This is a genomic window from Chryseobacterium sp. X308 (genome assembly GCF_020733145.1).
In the GTDB taxonomy this organism is placed as follows: Bacteria; Bacteroidota; Bacteroidia; order Flavobacteriales; family Weeksellaceae; genus Chryseobacterium; species Chryseobacterium cupriresistens.
Genome location: NZ_JAJFZH010000015.1, coordinates 1 through 16,679, shown reverse-complemented (window position 1 = coordinate 16,679; position 16,679 = coordinate 1). Strand labels below are relative to the sequence as shown.

The window sequence follows — 16,679 nt, the reverse complement described above, 5'->3', positions numbered from 1 at the left end:
TACAATAAAGACAATCATAATATAGGATTTATTCATGGGTCTTTTCATTTTTTAGTGTTTAAAAATCATTTTTTCAATAGGGAAATCTCGATGAAAATTCCGTACATTTGGGGTGGAAATTTCAAAAACTAAAAGTAAAATGGATATTATTTTCGACCTGATTGAAAAGGAAAAACAAAGACAAACCCATGGTTTAGAGCTTATTGCATCAGAAAATTTTGTTTCTGAAAATGTAATGAAAGCAATGGGAAGTGTACTGACAAATAAATATGCTGAAGGATATCCCGGAAAAAGATATTACGGAGGATGTGAAGTAGTAGATGAGGTTGAAACTTTAGCCATCAACAGAGCTAAGGAACTTTTCGGAGTTGACTACGTGAATGTTCAGCCACATTCCGGTTCTCAGGCGAATGCAGCCATTTATCTTGCAGTTTTGAAACCAGGCGATAAAATCATGGGGATGGACCTTTCAATGGGAGGACACCTTACTCACGGTTCTGCAGTGAACTTCTCAGGAATTCAATATAATGTAGTTTCTTACGGAGTTCAGAAGGAAACAGGCCTTATTGATTATGACCAAATGAGAGAAGTAGCGTTGAGAGAAAAACCCAAAATGCTTATCGCAGGTTTCTCAGCGTATTCCAGAGATTTAGATTATGCTAAATTCAGAGAAGTAGCAGACGAAGTTGGGGCTACCCTTTGGGCAGATATCGCTCACCCGGCTGGTTTAGTGGCAAAAGGATTATTAAACTCACCATTCGAACACTGTCATGTTGTAACTACCACTACTCACAAAACCCTGAGAGGGCCAAGAGGAGGTATGATCATGATGGGAAAAGACTTTGAAAATACATACGGTCACAAAACTCCAAAAGGAGAAATCAAAATGATGAGCCAGGTGCTGGACGGAGCTGTATTCCCGGGTATTCAGGGAGGACCTCTTGAGCACGTGATTGCTGGTAAGGCTGTAGCTTTCGGGGAAGCTTTGGATGTACAGTTCGAAAATTATGCAAAACAGGTTAAAGCTAATGCTCAGGCATTATCAAAAGCAATGATCGACAGAGGTTTTGATATTGTAAGCGGTGGTACAGATAATCACCTGATGCTGGTAGATCTTAGAAATAAAGGAGTAAACGGTAAAGAAACCGAAAAAGCATTGGTACTTGCTGATATTACATGTAACAAAAATATGGTTCCATTTGATGATAAATCACCATTTACAACATCTGGTATCAGATTGGGAACTGCAGCGATTACAACAAGAGGATTGAAAGAAAACGATATGGATACTATTGCAGGATTGATTTCTGAAGTGGTAGACAATATCAAAAATGAAGAGGTTCTTGGATCTGTAAGAAAGAAAGTGAACGAATTAATGGAAGGTAAAGCTCTGTTCAATTACTAACAGACATTCCAATATCATATAAAGAATGGGCGGATTGCTCATTCTTTTTTTATTCAAATGGAAAAGAAATCGTATACCTTCGACGAAATTAAACAGAAACTGGTTAATTACTGTGTTTACCAGGATCGCTGTCATGCCGAAGTGGAACAGAAGATGAGGGAGTTTTTGCTTATTGATGAAGCGAAAGAAGAAATAATTTTATTTCTTCTAAAAGAAAACTATCTCAACGAAGAAAGATTTACCCGAAGCTATATCCGGGGAAAATTTTACATCAAACATTGGGGGAAAACCAAAATTAAAATCAATCTGAAACAAAAACAGATTTCTGAAAAGTTGATAAATTCCTGTTTTGATGAAATTGATGATGCTGATTATGAAAAAATAATCAGAAAAATTTATGATAATTATTATACCAAACAAACTGGCTTGAAAGAATATCAAAAAAAAACCAAAACTATAAAATATTTGATGAGTAAAGGTTTTGAATATGAGAAAATAATCGATATTTTTGGCTAAATATTAATAAAATAAAAAAAACTTGAAGTATGACTTATAGAAAAAAAACAATCAGTTCATTGAAAAATATTGATATATAAACATTTAATAATTATTTTAAAGAAAAACAGCTGATATCAGGAATTTATACAGGTAAATATCATCTTCATAAAGAGTTTATATGGTATGATTTTTGTCTCTGGATTTAGCTGTATCGAAATGAAATTGTTAGATTTTATTAATATAACATCAAATTTATTTTTGATTTCAACATATTGAAATAAATTTATTTATTTTTGCATGATTGTATCAGAATTATCTTTGATTTGGATAATCAGATATTATACTTAATTAAATATGAACACCAATACAGACAATGTACAATTCTCTTAGAAAAACAATATTTGGAGGGGATAATGTTGTCAATCTCTCAGACGTAAGATATCTTCCTAGATGGATAATTCTTGTAATAGACATTATTATTCTTGTAATATCTTTATTTCTTTCCACTTACATTATCGCAAAAATTACCAAGCAGGAATTTATATATCATGATGATAAAAGCCTGATTTTCGCTTTTATTATCCTTGTGAATGCTGCTTTTATGTATGTCTTCAAGACTTATGCCGGAATTATCCGCCACTCCACATTTATAGACCTATTTAAGCTTCTGATATCCTGTTTTTGCACAATGCTGGCTATCGGAACAATAAACATCTGCTATTTCTGGATCACAGGAAGTAAGTTTATCCTTACTCCTTATCTGATGCTTTATTTTGTAATTTCATTTATGGGATTATTTCTTTTCAGACTTTATGTAAAAGAATTTTTCCATATTGTAAGGGAGTACAGAAGAAGCGCACTGAAAAAAAGAATTCTGGTATTGGGAATTGATGAACAATCTATTGCCATTGCACGTGCTATTCTTGATAATCCGAGTTTGCCTTATCAGGTTGTCGGTTTTTTGACACAAAGAACAGACTCCAAAAGGGCATCTCTGCTAGGAAAGCCAATTTATGAAAAAGAAAAAATAGAAGAAAACACCAAAGAAGATCTTATTATTGACGGCGTTCTTATTGTTAAAGAAATGATGGCCAGAGATGAGATGAATTCATGGGTAAATCTATTTTTAGAGAAAGATCTTAATGTCTTTAAAGCACCATCAGTACAAAAACTTAGAGACAGTGATCTGGGTGGATCTATCAGAAATCTTCAGATTGAAGATTTGTTAAATAGAAAACCTATCAAAATCCAGAACGAAAAAGTTAAAAGCAGACATTTTGATAGAACAGTATTAGTAACCGGTGGAGCAGGTTCCATTGGAAGCGAGATCGTAAGACAGGTTGCTCTTTTCAATCCTTCATTGATTGTCGTTTTAGATCAGGCAGAAACACCGCTTTATGAAATTGAACTTGAAATGAGAGAAAAGTTTCCTCATATCGCTTTCAAATTTGTTTTGGGAGATGTTTCCAATCATCACAGGATGGAATCTCTTTTCCAGACCTATAATTTCTCAATGGTATATCATGCGGCAGCTTACAAGCATGTACCTCTAGTAGAGGAAAATCCTCATGAAGCTATCTTTGTTAATATATTAGGTTCTAAGATTGTTGCAACACTATCCAGCAAGTATAAAGTAAACAGGTTCGTAATGGTGTCTACAGATAAAGCTGTAAATCCAACCAACGTAATGGGAGCTTCAAAGCGTGCCGCTGAACTTTTTGTACAATCGCTACAGAATGTAGAAGGTAACGTTACCAAATTTATTACAACAAGATTTGGAAATGTATTAGGTTCCAACGGTTCTGTAATTCCCCACTTTAAAAAGCAGATTGAAGCCGGAGGACCGGTAACGATTACCCATCCGGAAATTGTAAGATATTTCATGACGATTCCTGAGGCATGTGAACTGGTACTTCAGGCCGGAACAATGGGAGAAGGAGGTGAGATCTTTGTCTTTGATATGGGTGAGCCTGTAAAAATTATTGATCTTGCGAAAAGAATGATAAAGTTATCAGGATTCGAACCTAATATAGATATCAAGATCATCTATACGGGATTGAGACCGGGAGAAAAACTGTATGAAGAGCTCCTGAGTGATGATGCAAAGACACTTCCTACTCATAATGACAAAATTATGATTTCTAAAGACCCTTCTATGGGATTTGAAGAAATAGATACACTTACCAAGCAAATTACTAAAGCTTCACTGAGAAGAGATAAGGTGGAAGTTGTAAGGATTCTTAAAACAATAGTGCCTGAATTCAGAAGTAATAATTCAATTTATGAGGCCCTGGATAAATAGAATAAATATAAATGTATATTTGCATAATTTAACAAGATAATGAAAGGAAAAATATTAGCAGTAGTTTTGGCATCTTCATTAGTGATTTCCTGTAAAGTTAATCCTAATGCTAAGAATGATTTAAATTATATGCAGAATATAGAACAGGTTGCAATCAATGCCTCTGCTAAAAATTCAGCAAATACGATCCAGGTGGGGGATCAGTTGGTTATTCTGATTACTGCGAAGGATATGGATGTTGTAAAGCCTTTTAATCAAAATTATTCTTCCTCAGAACTTATCCAGACAAATGCAATGGCCGGTGGAAATACTCCTAATCAAGGAGCTACAATACTGTCAGGACCAACTTATATTGTAGATGCAAATGGGGATATTGACTTTCCTATATTAGGTAAACTGAATACATCGGATAAAAGTTTGACCGCTTTTAAAGACGAACTTAGAGAAAAAATGACGAGATATGTTATTAACCCAACAATTAATATCAGGCTCTCGAATTTTAAAGTTACAGTACTTGGAGAAGTCAACAGGCAAGGAGACTATACTATAGCAAACGGGCAGGCAACTATTTTAAATGCATTAGGTATGGCTGGTGACCTGACACAATATGGGAAAAGAGAAGACATATTGGTGATCAGAACAGAAAATGGTGTTGTTTCTCATGGCCGTGTTAATATTCAGGATGCTAATCTCATTAATTCTCCTTATTACAATCTGAAACAAGGGGATGCTATTATTGTTTCCTCAAGCAATACCAAAGACGTTTTAGCAAAACAAAATCCCAACACTGGACTTTATCTGACCGCTATTTCTATTGCGGTTACAGCAGTTGCCGTAGTAGTAAGTTTATTTAAGAAATAAAAAAATTAATGAACACCCAACAGTCTTCAGCACTTTTAGAAGTAGAAAATAGCTCAAGGAATATTGATATTAATGAAATAGTAAAGCCCTATTTAAGAAAATGGCCATGGTTTGCTCTAAGCGCCTTTATTGCTTTAGTAATAGGTTATGTTGCATTGAAATTTATGACTCCTGTTTACAATGTACAGACAACAGTACTTGTAAAAGATGCTAAAAACTCATCGTCTCCCATAAATAATGATTTGGGTGTTTTACCAGACTTTTCGAATTTAGGTGGGCTGAAAACAAACAGTATTGCTAATGAAATTGAGATGCTGAAGTCAAAAAGATTAATGAAAGAAGTTGTCATTAATAAAAACCTTCAGACCGATATTTTTGCAAAGTCTAAACTTAGAAAAATTGAACTTTATAAGGATACTTCACCCATTGAAGTAAGGGTAATTAATGAGAAACCGGGGGGGATTTCCACTCCTGTTCTGCTAAAAATAGAAGGGGAGAAACTTATCGTAAGTACAGACAAGCCCCAAAAAGAAATTATTACCGGTTATGGTAAGACAATAGGACTTCCTTTTGCTAATATTATCATTACTAAAAATGATAAATATAATCCTGCCGCTTTAAAAGAAATAAATCTGAATGATCTTGAACTTTACATTTCAACAGTAGATGCTAAAGTAGATATGCTGCAAAATACGTTGGCGGTAAGCTTAATTAATAAAGATGCTACCGTATTAAAACTGGATATGAACTATCCACAGATTACAAAAGCGAAAGACGTACTTAATGCTTTGGTTTTAGCATATAACAATGATGCCATTTTAGATAAGAATTCGGAATCTAGGAAGACGCTGGACTTTATTGAAGACAGAATTAAAAGACTTACAGGAGAGCTGGGAGATGTAGAAAGTCAAAAAGAAATATTTAAATCTAAAAATAACCTTACAGATCTTGAAACAGAAGCAAAAATTAATCTGGAAAGTTCTGCCGCTGCAAGGGCAAAACAGCTTGATGTAGATGCACAGCTTGAACTTACTAATGCTTTGATAAGTTTTGTAAATAAACAGGGCCAGTATCAGGCTCTACCTTCCAATGTAGGACTAAAAAATCCTGAAGCTATTGCAGGAATTGCTACTTATAACCAACTTATTCTTCAGAGAAACAGGTTTTTGGAATCTGCAACTGTAGAAAACCCGACAGTGGTAGATATTACCAAGCAGATCAACACAATGCGCCAGTCTATTGAGCAGAGTTTGCAGAGAAACAAAACGGGTCTTGAGCTGGCAAGAAATGAATATCTTGGTGAACAGAATAAGGTTTCAGATAAAATATCTAAACTTCCTTCTATTGAGAAAATGTTCAGAAGTATTGAAAGACAACAACAGATCAAGGAAAATTTATACTTGTTGTTACTTCAAAAAAGAGAAGAAACAGCAATTGCTGAATCTATTACCGCTCCTAAAGCGAGAATAATAGATACAGCGTATGCATCAGCAAATCCTATTGCACCCAAAAAGAATATTATTCTGATTGTTTATTTGGTAGTGGGATTACTAATTCCTTTTGTTATTATTTACTTAAGAATGCTTTTCAATAACAAGGTTGTTACAAAACATGATCTTGAAAAGCTAGTGCATGCACCTATTATTGCAGAACTACCAAGTCTTGAAAAAGGAGATTCTGAGATTGTTAAAATGAATGATATTACTCCTATGGCGGAAGCATTCAGAATTCTTATTACCAATATGAATTTTATGCTTTCGAAAGAGAAAAAAGGAAAAGTGGTATTTGTTACTTCAACGGTAAAAGGAGAAGGAAAGACATTCACATCTGTAAACTTGGCTTTAACATTGGCCAATCCTAAGAAAAAAGCAATTATTATAGGATCTGATATCAGAAACCCACAACTTCAGAGATATAATCCAGCCAGAAAAGGACTTGCAGGGCTTACGGAGTATCTTTATAATGACGAGACTAAACTTGAAGATATCATTCATGTATCATCTTTTAATCCTCACCTGGATGTAATTTATTCAGGAATGATTCCACCGAACCCTACAGAATTGCTATCTAACGGCCGTTATGAGATCCTTCTGACGGAATTGAAAGAAAAATATGAATATATTATTCTGGATACTGCACCATTGCTTCTTGTAACAGATACTTTCCTTATTGCTGAACTTTCTGATGTAACCATTTACGTTTCCAGATCTAAATACACAGAAAAGGCATTATTGGAATTTGCCAACCGAAATATTGATCAGAAAAAAATCAGAAATGTAGGATTTGTTCTTAATGATGTAAGCAGAGAAAATTTAGGATACAGTAACAAATACGGTTATGGCTATAACCAGCATACAGAACAATCTTGGTTTCAAAAAATAAAAAATAAATTTAGTTAATGGCAACAACATATAAAATAGCGGTTATAGGCCAGGGTTATGTAGGTCTTCCTTTATCTCTTGAATTTGCAGATCATTATCCTGTTTTTGGATTTGATATCAATACACAGCGTGTTGATCAGCTTAATAACGGAAAAGATATAACGCTTGAAGCTGATGTTGATAAATTAAATACCGGACTGAAAGAATATAGAGAATCTAATGGTTCTTTAGGTTATAAAGCAACAAGTCAGTTATCTGATATTGCTGAAGCTAATGTTTTCATTGTAACAGTTCCTACCCCTATTGATAAATACAATGCTCCCGATCTTAATCCACTGATTTCGGCCTCAAAAATGTTAGGAGAAATTATCAAAAAAGGCGATATTGTTATTTATGAATCTACAGTTTTTCCCGGGTGTACAGAAGAAGAATGTGTGCCGGTTCTTGAAAAATATTCTGGACTTAAGTTTAACGAAGACTTTTTTGTAGGTTATTCTCCGGAAAGAATTAATCCCGGAGATAAAGTAAATACGCTTACCAGTGTTAAAAAAGTAACTTCAGGTTCTACGGAAAAGATTGCCGAAGAAGTAGATAATCTATATAAGAAAATCATTACAGCCGGAACTCACAAAGCACCTAGCATTAAAGTTGCAGAAGCCTCAAAAGCTATCGAAAATGCACAGAGAGATGTTAATATTTCTTTTGTTAACGAACTAGCATTAATCTTTGATAGAGTAGGTATCGATACAAATGATGTATTGGAAGCTGCGGGAACAAAATATAATTTCCTTAAATATAAACCAGGATTGGTGGGAGGACACTGTATCTCCGTAGATCCTTATTACCTTGCACACAAAGCAGAACAGCTGGGATATCATCCGGATGTGATCTTATCCGGAAGACGAGTAAACGATTCTATTGCAAAGTTTGTGGCTGCTAAAGTAGTGAAGCTTCTTATTGCAAAAGGTGGAGTTATCAAAAACTCTAACGCTTTGATCTTAGGAGTTACATTTAAAGAAAATTGTCCGGACGTCAGAAATACTAAAGTCGTAGATATCTACAGAGAGCTTGCTGATTATGGAGTAAATGTTGATATTTATGATCCGTGGGCAAGCAAGGATGAAGTGAAACATGAATATGGAATTGATATTCTGGATGCCCTTCAGGAAGGTAAAAAGTATGATTCTTTAGTGATTGCAGTATCTCATAATGAGTTCCTGGAAATGGATCTGGATCTGCTTAAAAAAGAAAATGCTGTGGTTTTTGATACCAAAGCATGTTTAGACAGAAATCTGGTTGATGCAAGATTATAAAAGGTCATGAGCTATGATATCATCATCATTGGTGCAGGTCTGGTAGGATTGGCCACAGCCTATCAGCTTAAGCTGAAAAATCCTGATTCTAAGATTCTTATTTTGGAAAAAGAAAACGATGTGGCATTGCACCAATCGGGACATAACAGTGGAGTAATCCATAGCGGGATTTATTATAAACCGGGAAGTCTTAAAGCTAACAACTGTATTGAAGGGTATAATTCCGTTATTGACTTTGCCGAAAAACATGGCATACGATATGATCTTTGCGGAAAAATAATTGTAGCCACCTCACAGAAAGAATTACCACTTTTAGATAATATTTATAAAAGAGGTATTGAAAACGGACTACAGAGTTTAAAATATCTCTCAAGAGAAGAATTCCGCGAAATTGAACCCCACTGTGAAGGAATAAAAGCAATAAAAGTACCACAAACCGGAATTATTGATTATCCGGGAATCGCCAAAAAAATAAAAGAACTTTTTGAACAAGCAGGAGGTGAAGTAAGATTCAAAAATGAAGTAAAAAATATCATTGATAAAGGATCTGAAATTATTGTAAACACCAATATTTCCGAATTTAAAACCAAAAAGCTTATATCCTGTGCAGGATTGTATTCCGACAAAATAACCAAAATGACCAACGAAAAAAACGATGTGGTCATTATTCCTTTCAGAGGAGAATATTATAAAATCAAGGATGAAAAAAAATACCTTGTAAAACATCTTATTTATCCGGTACCTGACCCCAGTTTTCCGTTTCTCGGTGTTCACTTTACCAGAATGATTGATGGTAATATAGAGGCTGGTCCCAACGCAGTTCTGGCTTTCAAAAAGGAAGGATACCACTTTTTCGATTTCAATTTCAACGAAACCATGCAAACCATGTTATGGCCGGGATTTAGAAAAATTGTAGCAAAATATGGAAAAACCGGAATGGGAGAAATGCACCGTTCACTTTCTAAATCTGCTTTTACTAAGGCGCTTCAAAAACTTTTACCGGAAATACAGGAGAGTGATCTTGTGGCAGGTGGTTCAGGAGTAAGAGCCCAGGCTTGCGATAGAAATGGAGGGTTGATTGATGATTTTGACATCGTGAAAAACGGAAACATTATTCACGTTAGAAATGCTCCCTCTCCTGCAGCCACTTCATGTCTTTCTATTGGAAAGAAGATAAGTGAACTTATCATGAATTAAACGCACCACTATATGCACTCAAAAAACTAAAAATATGAAAATTCAAATGGTTGATCTTAAAGGTCAATACCTGAAAATAAAAGAAGACATAGATGCTGGTATTCAGGAATGCATAGACAATACAGCATTTATTAATGGCCCTGCTGTAAAAGAATTTCAACAAAATTTTGAAGAATATCTGGGAGTAAAACATGTTATTCCATGTGCCAATGGAACAGATGCTCTTCAAATTGCCATGATGGCCCTTAATCTGCAGCCTGGCGATGAAATAATCTGCCCTGCTTTCACTTACGTAGCAACTGCTGAAGTTATTGGTCTTTTGGGGTTAAAACCTGTAATGGTAGATGTAAACAAAGATACTTTTGATATACAGCTGGAAGGTCTTGAAAAATATATTACCCCCAATACCAAAGCAATTGTTCCTGTTCATTTATATGGCCAAAGTGCTGATATGGAACAAATTCTTAAATTTGCAGAAAAACACAACCTTTTTGTTATAGAAGATAATGCTCAGGCAATTGGCTCTGATTATAAGTTTTCAGATGGAACCGTTAAAAAAACAGGAACTATCGGACATATCGGATGTACTTCATTTTTCCCATCAAAAAATCTGGGATGCTATGGTGATGGAGGCGCTTTGATGACAAATGATGATGAATTAGCTTTGAAAATCAGAATGGTTGCCAACCATGGTCAGGAAAAGAAATACTATCACAAAGTCTTAGGCTGCAATTCAAGATTGGATACCGTTCAGGCTGCTGTATTGAAAGTTAAGCTTAAACATCTGGATGAGTATTCAGCTGCACGAAACAGAATGGCGGATTATTATGATGCAAATCTTGCAGATATATCAGAAATTCAAACTCCTAAAAGAGCAGCGAATTCTACCCATGTATTTCATCAATATACTCTTAGAGTGAAAAATGGGAAAAGAGATGGATTACAAAAATATCTGGCAGAAAAGAATATTCCAAGTATGATATATTATCCTTTGCCTCTTTACAAACAGGAAGCTTTTCTTCAATATGTGCAAGAAGGTTTTAGTCTTCCGGTTACAGAACAGCTTTGCAAAGAAGTGATCTCTCTTCCTGTACATACAGAATTTGATCAGGAAGTGCTGGATATTATTATTACAGAGATTAAGAATTATTTTAATTAATATAAAGCAGATATGTCGGATTTTTTTGCACACGAAACGGCCGTTATTGACGAAGGATGTCAAATAGGAAACGGAACCAAAATTTGGCACTTTTCACATCTTATGACAGGTTGCATTTTGGGCGAAAAATGCAATATTGGACAGAATGTTGTCATTTCACCTAAAGTCGTTTTGGGAAAGAATGTAAAAGTTCAGAATAATGTTTCAATCTATGAAGGAGTAACATGTGATGATGATGTCTTTTTAGGACCTTCAATGGTTTTTACTAATGTAATAAATCCGAGAAGTGCTGTAAACAGAAAGAATGAATATCTGAAAACACATGTAGGAAAAGGAGCCTCCATAGGAGCCAATGCAACGATTGTTTGTGGGCATAATATAGGTCAGTATGCTTTTATCGGAGCAGGAGCTGTGGTTACAAAAGAAGTTCCGGATTATGCATTGGTAGTGGGAAACCCTGCCAGACAAATGGGTTGGATGAGCGAATTCGGGCATAAACTTCAGTTTGACACAGACAATATTGCCGTTTGTGAAGAAAATGGAGAAAAATACAAATTAGAAAATAATAAAGTTTCAAAAATTTAAATATGCAAATGAGTGAAAAAATAAAATTTGCAGTAGTGGGCTGCGGACATATTGGCAAGAGACATGCCGAGATGATCACAAGAAATTCTGAATGTGAGCTTGTAGCTCTTATAGACATAAAGGATAAATCTGCTTTAGGAATTGAAAGCTATGAGGTTCCTTTCTTTGCATCACTAGATGAATTTTTGAAATCAGGAATAGAAGCAGATGTTATCAATATCGCTACTCCCAATGGATTCCACTTTGAACAATCTTATAAAGCAATTGATGCCGGAAAGCATATTGTTGTAGAAAAACCGCTGACTTTGAACAAGCAGGATGCGGAAAAACTTATTTTTCAGGCTCTACACAAACACAAACAGGTTTTTGCTGTCATGCAAAATCGTTATTCTCCACCTTCCGCCTGGGTTAAAGAAATGGTAGAAAGTGGAAAATTGGGTGAAATATATATGGTTCAGCTTAACTGCTACTGGAATCGTGATGATAGATATTATAAGCCGGAATCATGGCATGGAAAGAAAGATCTGGATGGTGGAACATTATTTACACAGTTTTCTCATTTTATAGATATTATGTACTGGTTGTTCGGTGATATTACCAATATACAGGCAAAATTTGCTGATTTTAATCACCAGACTCTTACAGATTTTGAAGACTCAGGATTTATTAGTTTCGATTTCGTAAACGGTGGGATGGGAGCATTAAATTATTCTACTTCAGTATGGAATCAGAACCTTGAAAGTTCAATGACTATTATTGCAGAGAATGGTGCTATAAAGATTGGAGGCCAATATATGGATAAAGTTGAAGTGTGTAATGTGAAAGATTATGTTATGCCAGAATTACCACCTACAAACCCTGGGAATGATTATGGTGCTTATAAAGGTTCTGCCGCCAATCATCACTATATTATTGAAAACGTAGTAGACGTATTAAAAGGAAGAAATACTATTACAACCAATGCTTTGGAGGGGTTGAAAATAGTAGATATTATAGAAAGAATTTATGCCAATAAATAATCTTATTCTTCGGCTTAAAGAAATGCTTAGCAGTGATTTCAGGAAAAACCTCTTGGTGATGATCGGAGGTTCTTTCTTTGCACAATTAATACCTATTCTTTTTTCGTTCCTATTAACCAGAATATATACTCCAGAAGACTTTGGAGTATTTTCTAATTTTTCAGCGGTACTTTCATTCTTATTGGTGTTTATGATGCTTAAATATGAAATGGCTGTTATCCTTCCGAAAAAAGACTCAGTTGCAGCTAATTTAATCGTGCTGTGTTTAGGAATAGGCGTTTTCTTTTTTGCGTTGAGTTCTGTAATTATTTATTTGTTTGATAAATTTATTTATTTGGCTTTCAATTTTGAAAGTCGTAATAATTTTTTGGTGTACATTCCCTTGGCAGGATTGTTATTTTCAGCATTTAACCTCTTAAATGAGTGGTTTGTAAGGAAGAAATATTTTCAGAACCTTATTAAGAATAAAATTATTAATAACTCTTCAATTGCCGGAATTTCAGCATTACTTCCTCAGGTGAATATTTTAAGTCTTGGACTTATTAAAGGTCAGATTTTTGGACAGGTACTATCAGTTGTTTCAGGATTTTATATTGTTTTAAAGAAAGACAAAGCGAGTTTCAAAAATATTGACAAAAGAGTGATGAAGAAACTCTTTTTCAAGTATATTAATTTTGCTAAATTTAATATACCAGGCCAGTTGATTAATACACTGTCTGTCCAAATTGTTATTTTTTATTTAACATCTCAATTTGGATTTAAAGTAGTGGGATTTTATGCACTTACTGACCGATTTTTGGGTGTTCCGTTATCCTTTATCGGAAATGCTGTAAAGGATGTATTTAAACAGAAAGCTGCAGAGGATTATCGAAATAATGGAGAGTGTTCCGGAATATATAAAAAAACAACATTATTGTTAATAGCCTGTGCTTTACCACCATTCATCATTCTTTTTATTTTTGCTCCGGATCTTTTTGCGTTTTTCTTTGGCAGTCAATGGAAAGATTCCGGGATATTTGCACAGATATTATGTGTAATGTATCTACTGAGTTTTATAACGATGCCTACAGGATGGCTATTTGTAATTGCAGAAAAACAAAAATTTGATTTTTTATGGCAGATGTTATTTCTTATTTTTACTGTAGCATCATTAGGATTAGGGTACATTTTATTTAAGAGTGATGTCGTTTATACACTATTATTATTGTCTGTTGGAAGAAGTATTACGTATTTGATTCAAATGGTAATGACGTATAGACTTGCAATTGGAAAAGTTTAGACAACAATGAAAAGAAAAATTTTCGATCTTCTGAGGAATAAACTGAAAGTAAGATCATTAACTCATCTAAGAAATAAATATAAAAGGAAGTTCGATAAAAAAGTTTATCGAAAAAAAATTACATCTGAGGAATTAGCAGATAAATTCCGGAAAATGGGTGTCCAAAAAGGAAATGTAGTTTTTATTCATAGCTCTTGGGATGAATTTTATAATTATGATGGAACTCCTGAAACTTTTATAGACATGTTGCTAGATTTGATAGGTGAAGAGGGAACACTTTTAATGCCGTCATATCCATTGATAAGAAAGAAAGGGGGAACGTTTAGTATTAAAACAACCCCTACATTAGCAGGTTTATTGCCGGAAGTGTTCAGAAATTATAAAAAAATAGAAAGAAGCCTTGATTACCACTCTGTAGCTGCATTTGGAAAATTAGCCCGATACATAACAGAATCTCATGTATATTCTGAATCTTCTTGGGATGAAAATTCTCCATATTATAAACTTGCTGAAGTAAAAGCAAAAGTGTTTTCTTTAGGATTAGGAAAACATCACGTAGGAACTATAATGCACTGTGCAGACAGTATTTTAAGGAGAGAGTATGAATATTTTGATCTTTTTTTTAAAAAAAACGCGAGTATCAATATTAAAAAAGAGAATGGAGAAATCATTACTAAAAATTATCTGACTAAAGAAGATGACTTTTATTATAATTTTACCGAAAAATCGCACTGGGGAGTTGTAAAAAAATATTTTGACTCGGGTAAATATAAAATAGATAAACTTTCAAATCTTGATATCACAATGTTTGATGCTGAATATGTTGTTCATCGTGCTATTGAATTAGGCAGAAAAGGAATTGTTGTTTATACAGATCCGGATCCAAAAAAATATACATTTAGTAAATAAATATTACTTATGAAAAAAAATCTGATTGAATATTTTATCAACACATCAAAGCGATTTCCTGATAAAACAGCTGTCGTAGAAAATGAAGATAAAATCAGCTTTAAAAATCTTTATAAAAGAACTGCTATTCTGGCAATGCTATTGCTGGCAAAAAAAGATATTTTAAACAAGCCGGTGGCAGTTTATTTACCCAAATCCATCCACTGCGTAACAGCAGATCTTGGGATTATGTTTTCTGGAAATGCCTATTTAAATCTGGATGTTAAAAGTCCTTTGCAAAGAGTTTCCGCAATTTTAAATCTTGTTGAACCTGAATATTTAATTACAACAAATGCTTTTAAGAAGAATATTGAAAGTATTTATCCCGAAGAGAAACTGATCATCATTGATGATATTGATTTTGACCAGGCTTTTGATCAAGAGAAAGAGCCTCAAGATCTCTATTTAAGGCTTGAGAATAGATCTATTGACACTGATATGTCTTGTATTATTAATACTTCAGGATCAACAGGAGTACCTAAAAGTGTAGCCCTGAATCACAGAAGCTTTATAGACTTCATTGAAATATCCAATGATATATTTAAGTTTTCAGATAATGAAATTATAGGATCTCTTTCTCCTGTGATTTTTGATATTTACAGCTATGAATTATGTATGTTGATGGCGCATTCCAGTACAATAGTAGTACTTCCGGAACATATGGCGGCATTCCCTATAAAAATCCTCGAAGTACTTGAAAGGGAGAAGGTAAGCTTTATCTTCTGGGTACCTACCATTATGGTGAATATTGCCAATATGGATCTTTTGAAAACAATAGACCTATCCTCTTTAAAGCTGGTTTGGTTTGCTGGTGAAGTATTCCCTACAAAACAATTTAACTATTGGTACAAGTCTTTGTCCCATACAAAATTTGCCAACCTGTATGGACCTATAGAAATCACACTTGACTGTACTTATTATATCATAGACAGAGAGTTTAGTGATAATGAGCCATTACCGATAGGGTTTCCCTATAGAAATACAGATGTATTAATCATTACTGATGAAAATAGACTAGCAGAGAAAGGTGAAGAGGGAGAATTATGTGTGAGAGGTTCTTCTTTAGCTTTAGGATACTACAATGCTCCTGAAAAAACAGCAGCAGCATTCGTTAACAATCCGCTTAATAAGCATTATCCTGAAACAATTTACAGAACGGGAGATATTGTCTCTGTCAATGAAAGAGAAGAAATAATATTTAAAGGAAGAAAGGATACCCTTGTAAAACACCAGGGGTACAGAATTGAATTAGGCGAAATAGAGCATATTGTTGTAAACACTCTTAAGCTTGTTAAAAACGCTTGTTGCGTTTATGACAGACAAGGAAAAGAGATTGTTCTGGTTTATGAAAATGATACAAAAGTAGAGCCTAATGTCTTCAGAAAAGAAATCTTAAACGTACTTCCTAAATATATGATCCCAACCTCTTATAAGTTTCTTGAAGAAATGCCTAGAAATCCTAATGGTAAAATAGACAGAGCACTATTAAATCAACAAATCAATTCTTAAATGGAAGAAACAGGAGCACTTGGCTTTAATCTTATTAATGAAGATCAAGTAAGACTTAGAAGTAAAACATTTCGTACAAATTTCTTTTTGTCTGAAGAAAAGTTTGGTTTCCTCACTGATGGAAAAAAAACAATTGCATACCGTTCTGAAAATGGATTGTATTTCCTGATTGAACAAGATAACTTCTATAAATTTTTTTTTATCACAAATGATCTTAATGATC

14 protein-coding genes are annotated in these 16,679 nt (G+C 34.1%); all 14 read left to right on the top strand.

Annotated elements, in window-relative coordinates; translation table 11 throughout:
• Positions 1-139: 139 nt before the first annotated feature.
• Positions 140-1,405, top strand: a complete 1,266-nt coding sequence (glyA, locus tag LIV57_RS15650; RefSeq protein ID WP_227943382.1) for a serine hydroxymethyltransferase — start codon at positions 140-142, stop codon at positions 1,403-1,405.
• A 51-nt stretch (positions 1,406-1,456) separates the two neighbouring features.
• Positions 1,457-1,921 (top strand): regulatory protein RecX, encoded by a 465-nt coding sequence (locus LIV57_RS15645; protein ID WP_410673945.1) that lies wholly within the window; start codon positions 1,457-1,459, stop codon positions 1,919-1,921.
• A 355-nt stretch (positions 1,922-2,276) separates the two neighbouring features.
• A complete protein-coding gene (locus LIV57_RS15640; protein ID WP_227943380.1) occupies positions 2,277-4,205 on the top strand; it encodes a polysaccharide biosynthesis protein in 1,929 nt (642 codons plus the stop codon).
• A gap of 39 nt (positions 4,206-4,244) precedes the next feature.
• Entirely contained in the window at positions 4,245-5,066 is an 822-nt protein-coding gene (locus LIV57_RS15635) for a polysaccharide biosynthesis/export family protein (RefSeq protein ID WP_227943379.1), read from the top strand.
• Positions 5,067-5,074: 8 nt separating this feature from the next.
• The gene (locus LIV57_RS15630) at positions 5,075-7,465 is read left to right on the top strand and encodes a GumC family protein (RefSeq protein ID WP_227943378.1); all 2,391 of its coding nucleotides are present in this window, start codon (positions 5,075-5,077) and stop codon (positions 7,463-7,465) included.
• Positions 7,465-8,760, top strand: a complete 1,296-nt coding sequence (locus LIV57_RS15625; RefSeq protein ID WP_227943377.1) for a nucleotide sugar dehydrogenase — start codon at positions 7,465-7,467, stop codon at positions 8,758-8,760. The genes LIV57_RS15630 and LIV57_RS15625 overlap by 1 nt, the downstream gene beginning before the upstream one ends.
• A gap of 6 nt (positions 8,761-8,766) precedes the next feature.
• The gene (gene lhgO, locus LIV57_RS15620; RefSeq protein ID WP_227943376.1) at positions 8,767-9,957 is read left to right on the top strand and encodes an L-2-hydroxyglutarate oxidase; all 1,191 of its coding nucleotides are present in this window, start codon (positions 8,767-8,769) and stop codon (positions 9,955-9,957) included.
• Positions 9,958-9,991: 34 nt separating this feature from the next.
• The gene (locus tag LIV57_RS15615; protein ID WP_227943375.1) at positions 9,992-11,116 is read left to right on the top strand and encodes a DegT/DnrJ/EryC1/StrS family aminotransferase; all 1,125 of its coding nucleotides are present in this window, start codon (positions 9,992-9,994) and stop codon (positions 11,114-11,116) included.
• Between the two features lie 12 nt (positions 11,117-11,128).
• On the top strand, positions 11,129-11,701 hold the full coding sequence (locus tag LIV57_RS15610; RefSeq protein WP_227943374.1) for an acyltransferase: 573 nt from the start codon (positions 11,129-11,131) through the stop codon (positions 11,699-11,701).
• An 8-nt stretch (positions 11,702-11,709) separates the two neighbouring features.
• Positions 11,710-12,720 (top strand): Gfo/Idh/MocA family protein, encoded by a 1,011-nt coding sequence (locus LIV57_RS15605; protein WP_227943373.1) that lies wholly within the window; start codon positions 11,710-11,712, stop codon positions 12,718-12,720.
• Complete coding sequence (locus LIV57_RS15600) at positions 12,707-13,999, top strand: lipopolysaccharide biosynthesis protein (protein WP_317259041.1); 1,293 nt, start codon at positions 12,707-12,709, stop codon at positions 13,997-13,999. Before LIV57_RS15605 ends, LIV57_RS15600 begins: the two co-directional genes overlap by 14 nt.
• Before the next feature lie 6 nt (positions 14,000-14,005).
• Complete coding sequence (locus tag LIV57_RS15595) at positions 14,006-14,908, top strand: AAC(3) family N-acetyltransferase (RefSeq protein WP_227943372.1); 903 nt, start codon at positions 14,006-14,008, stop codon at positions 14,906-14,908.
• A gap of 9 nt (positions 14,909-14,917) precedes the next feature.
• The gene (locus tag LIV57_RS15590) at positions 14,918-16,456 is read left to right on the top strand and encodes an amino acid adenylation domain-containing protein (RefSeq protein WP_227943371.1); all 1,539 of its coding nucleotides are present in this window, start codon (positions 14,918-14,920) and stop codon (positions 16,454-16,456) included.
• The coding region (locus LIV57_RS15585) for a hypothetical protein (protein ID WP_227943370.1) at positions 16,457-16,679 on the top strand (223 nt) is incomplete at its 3' end.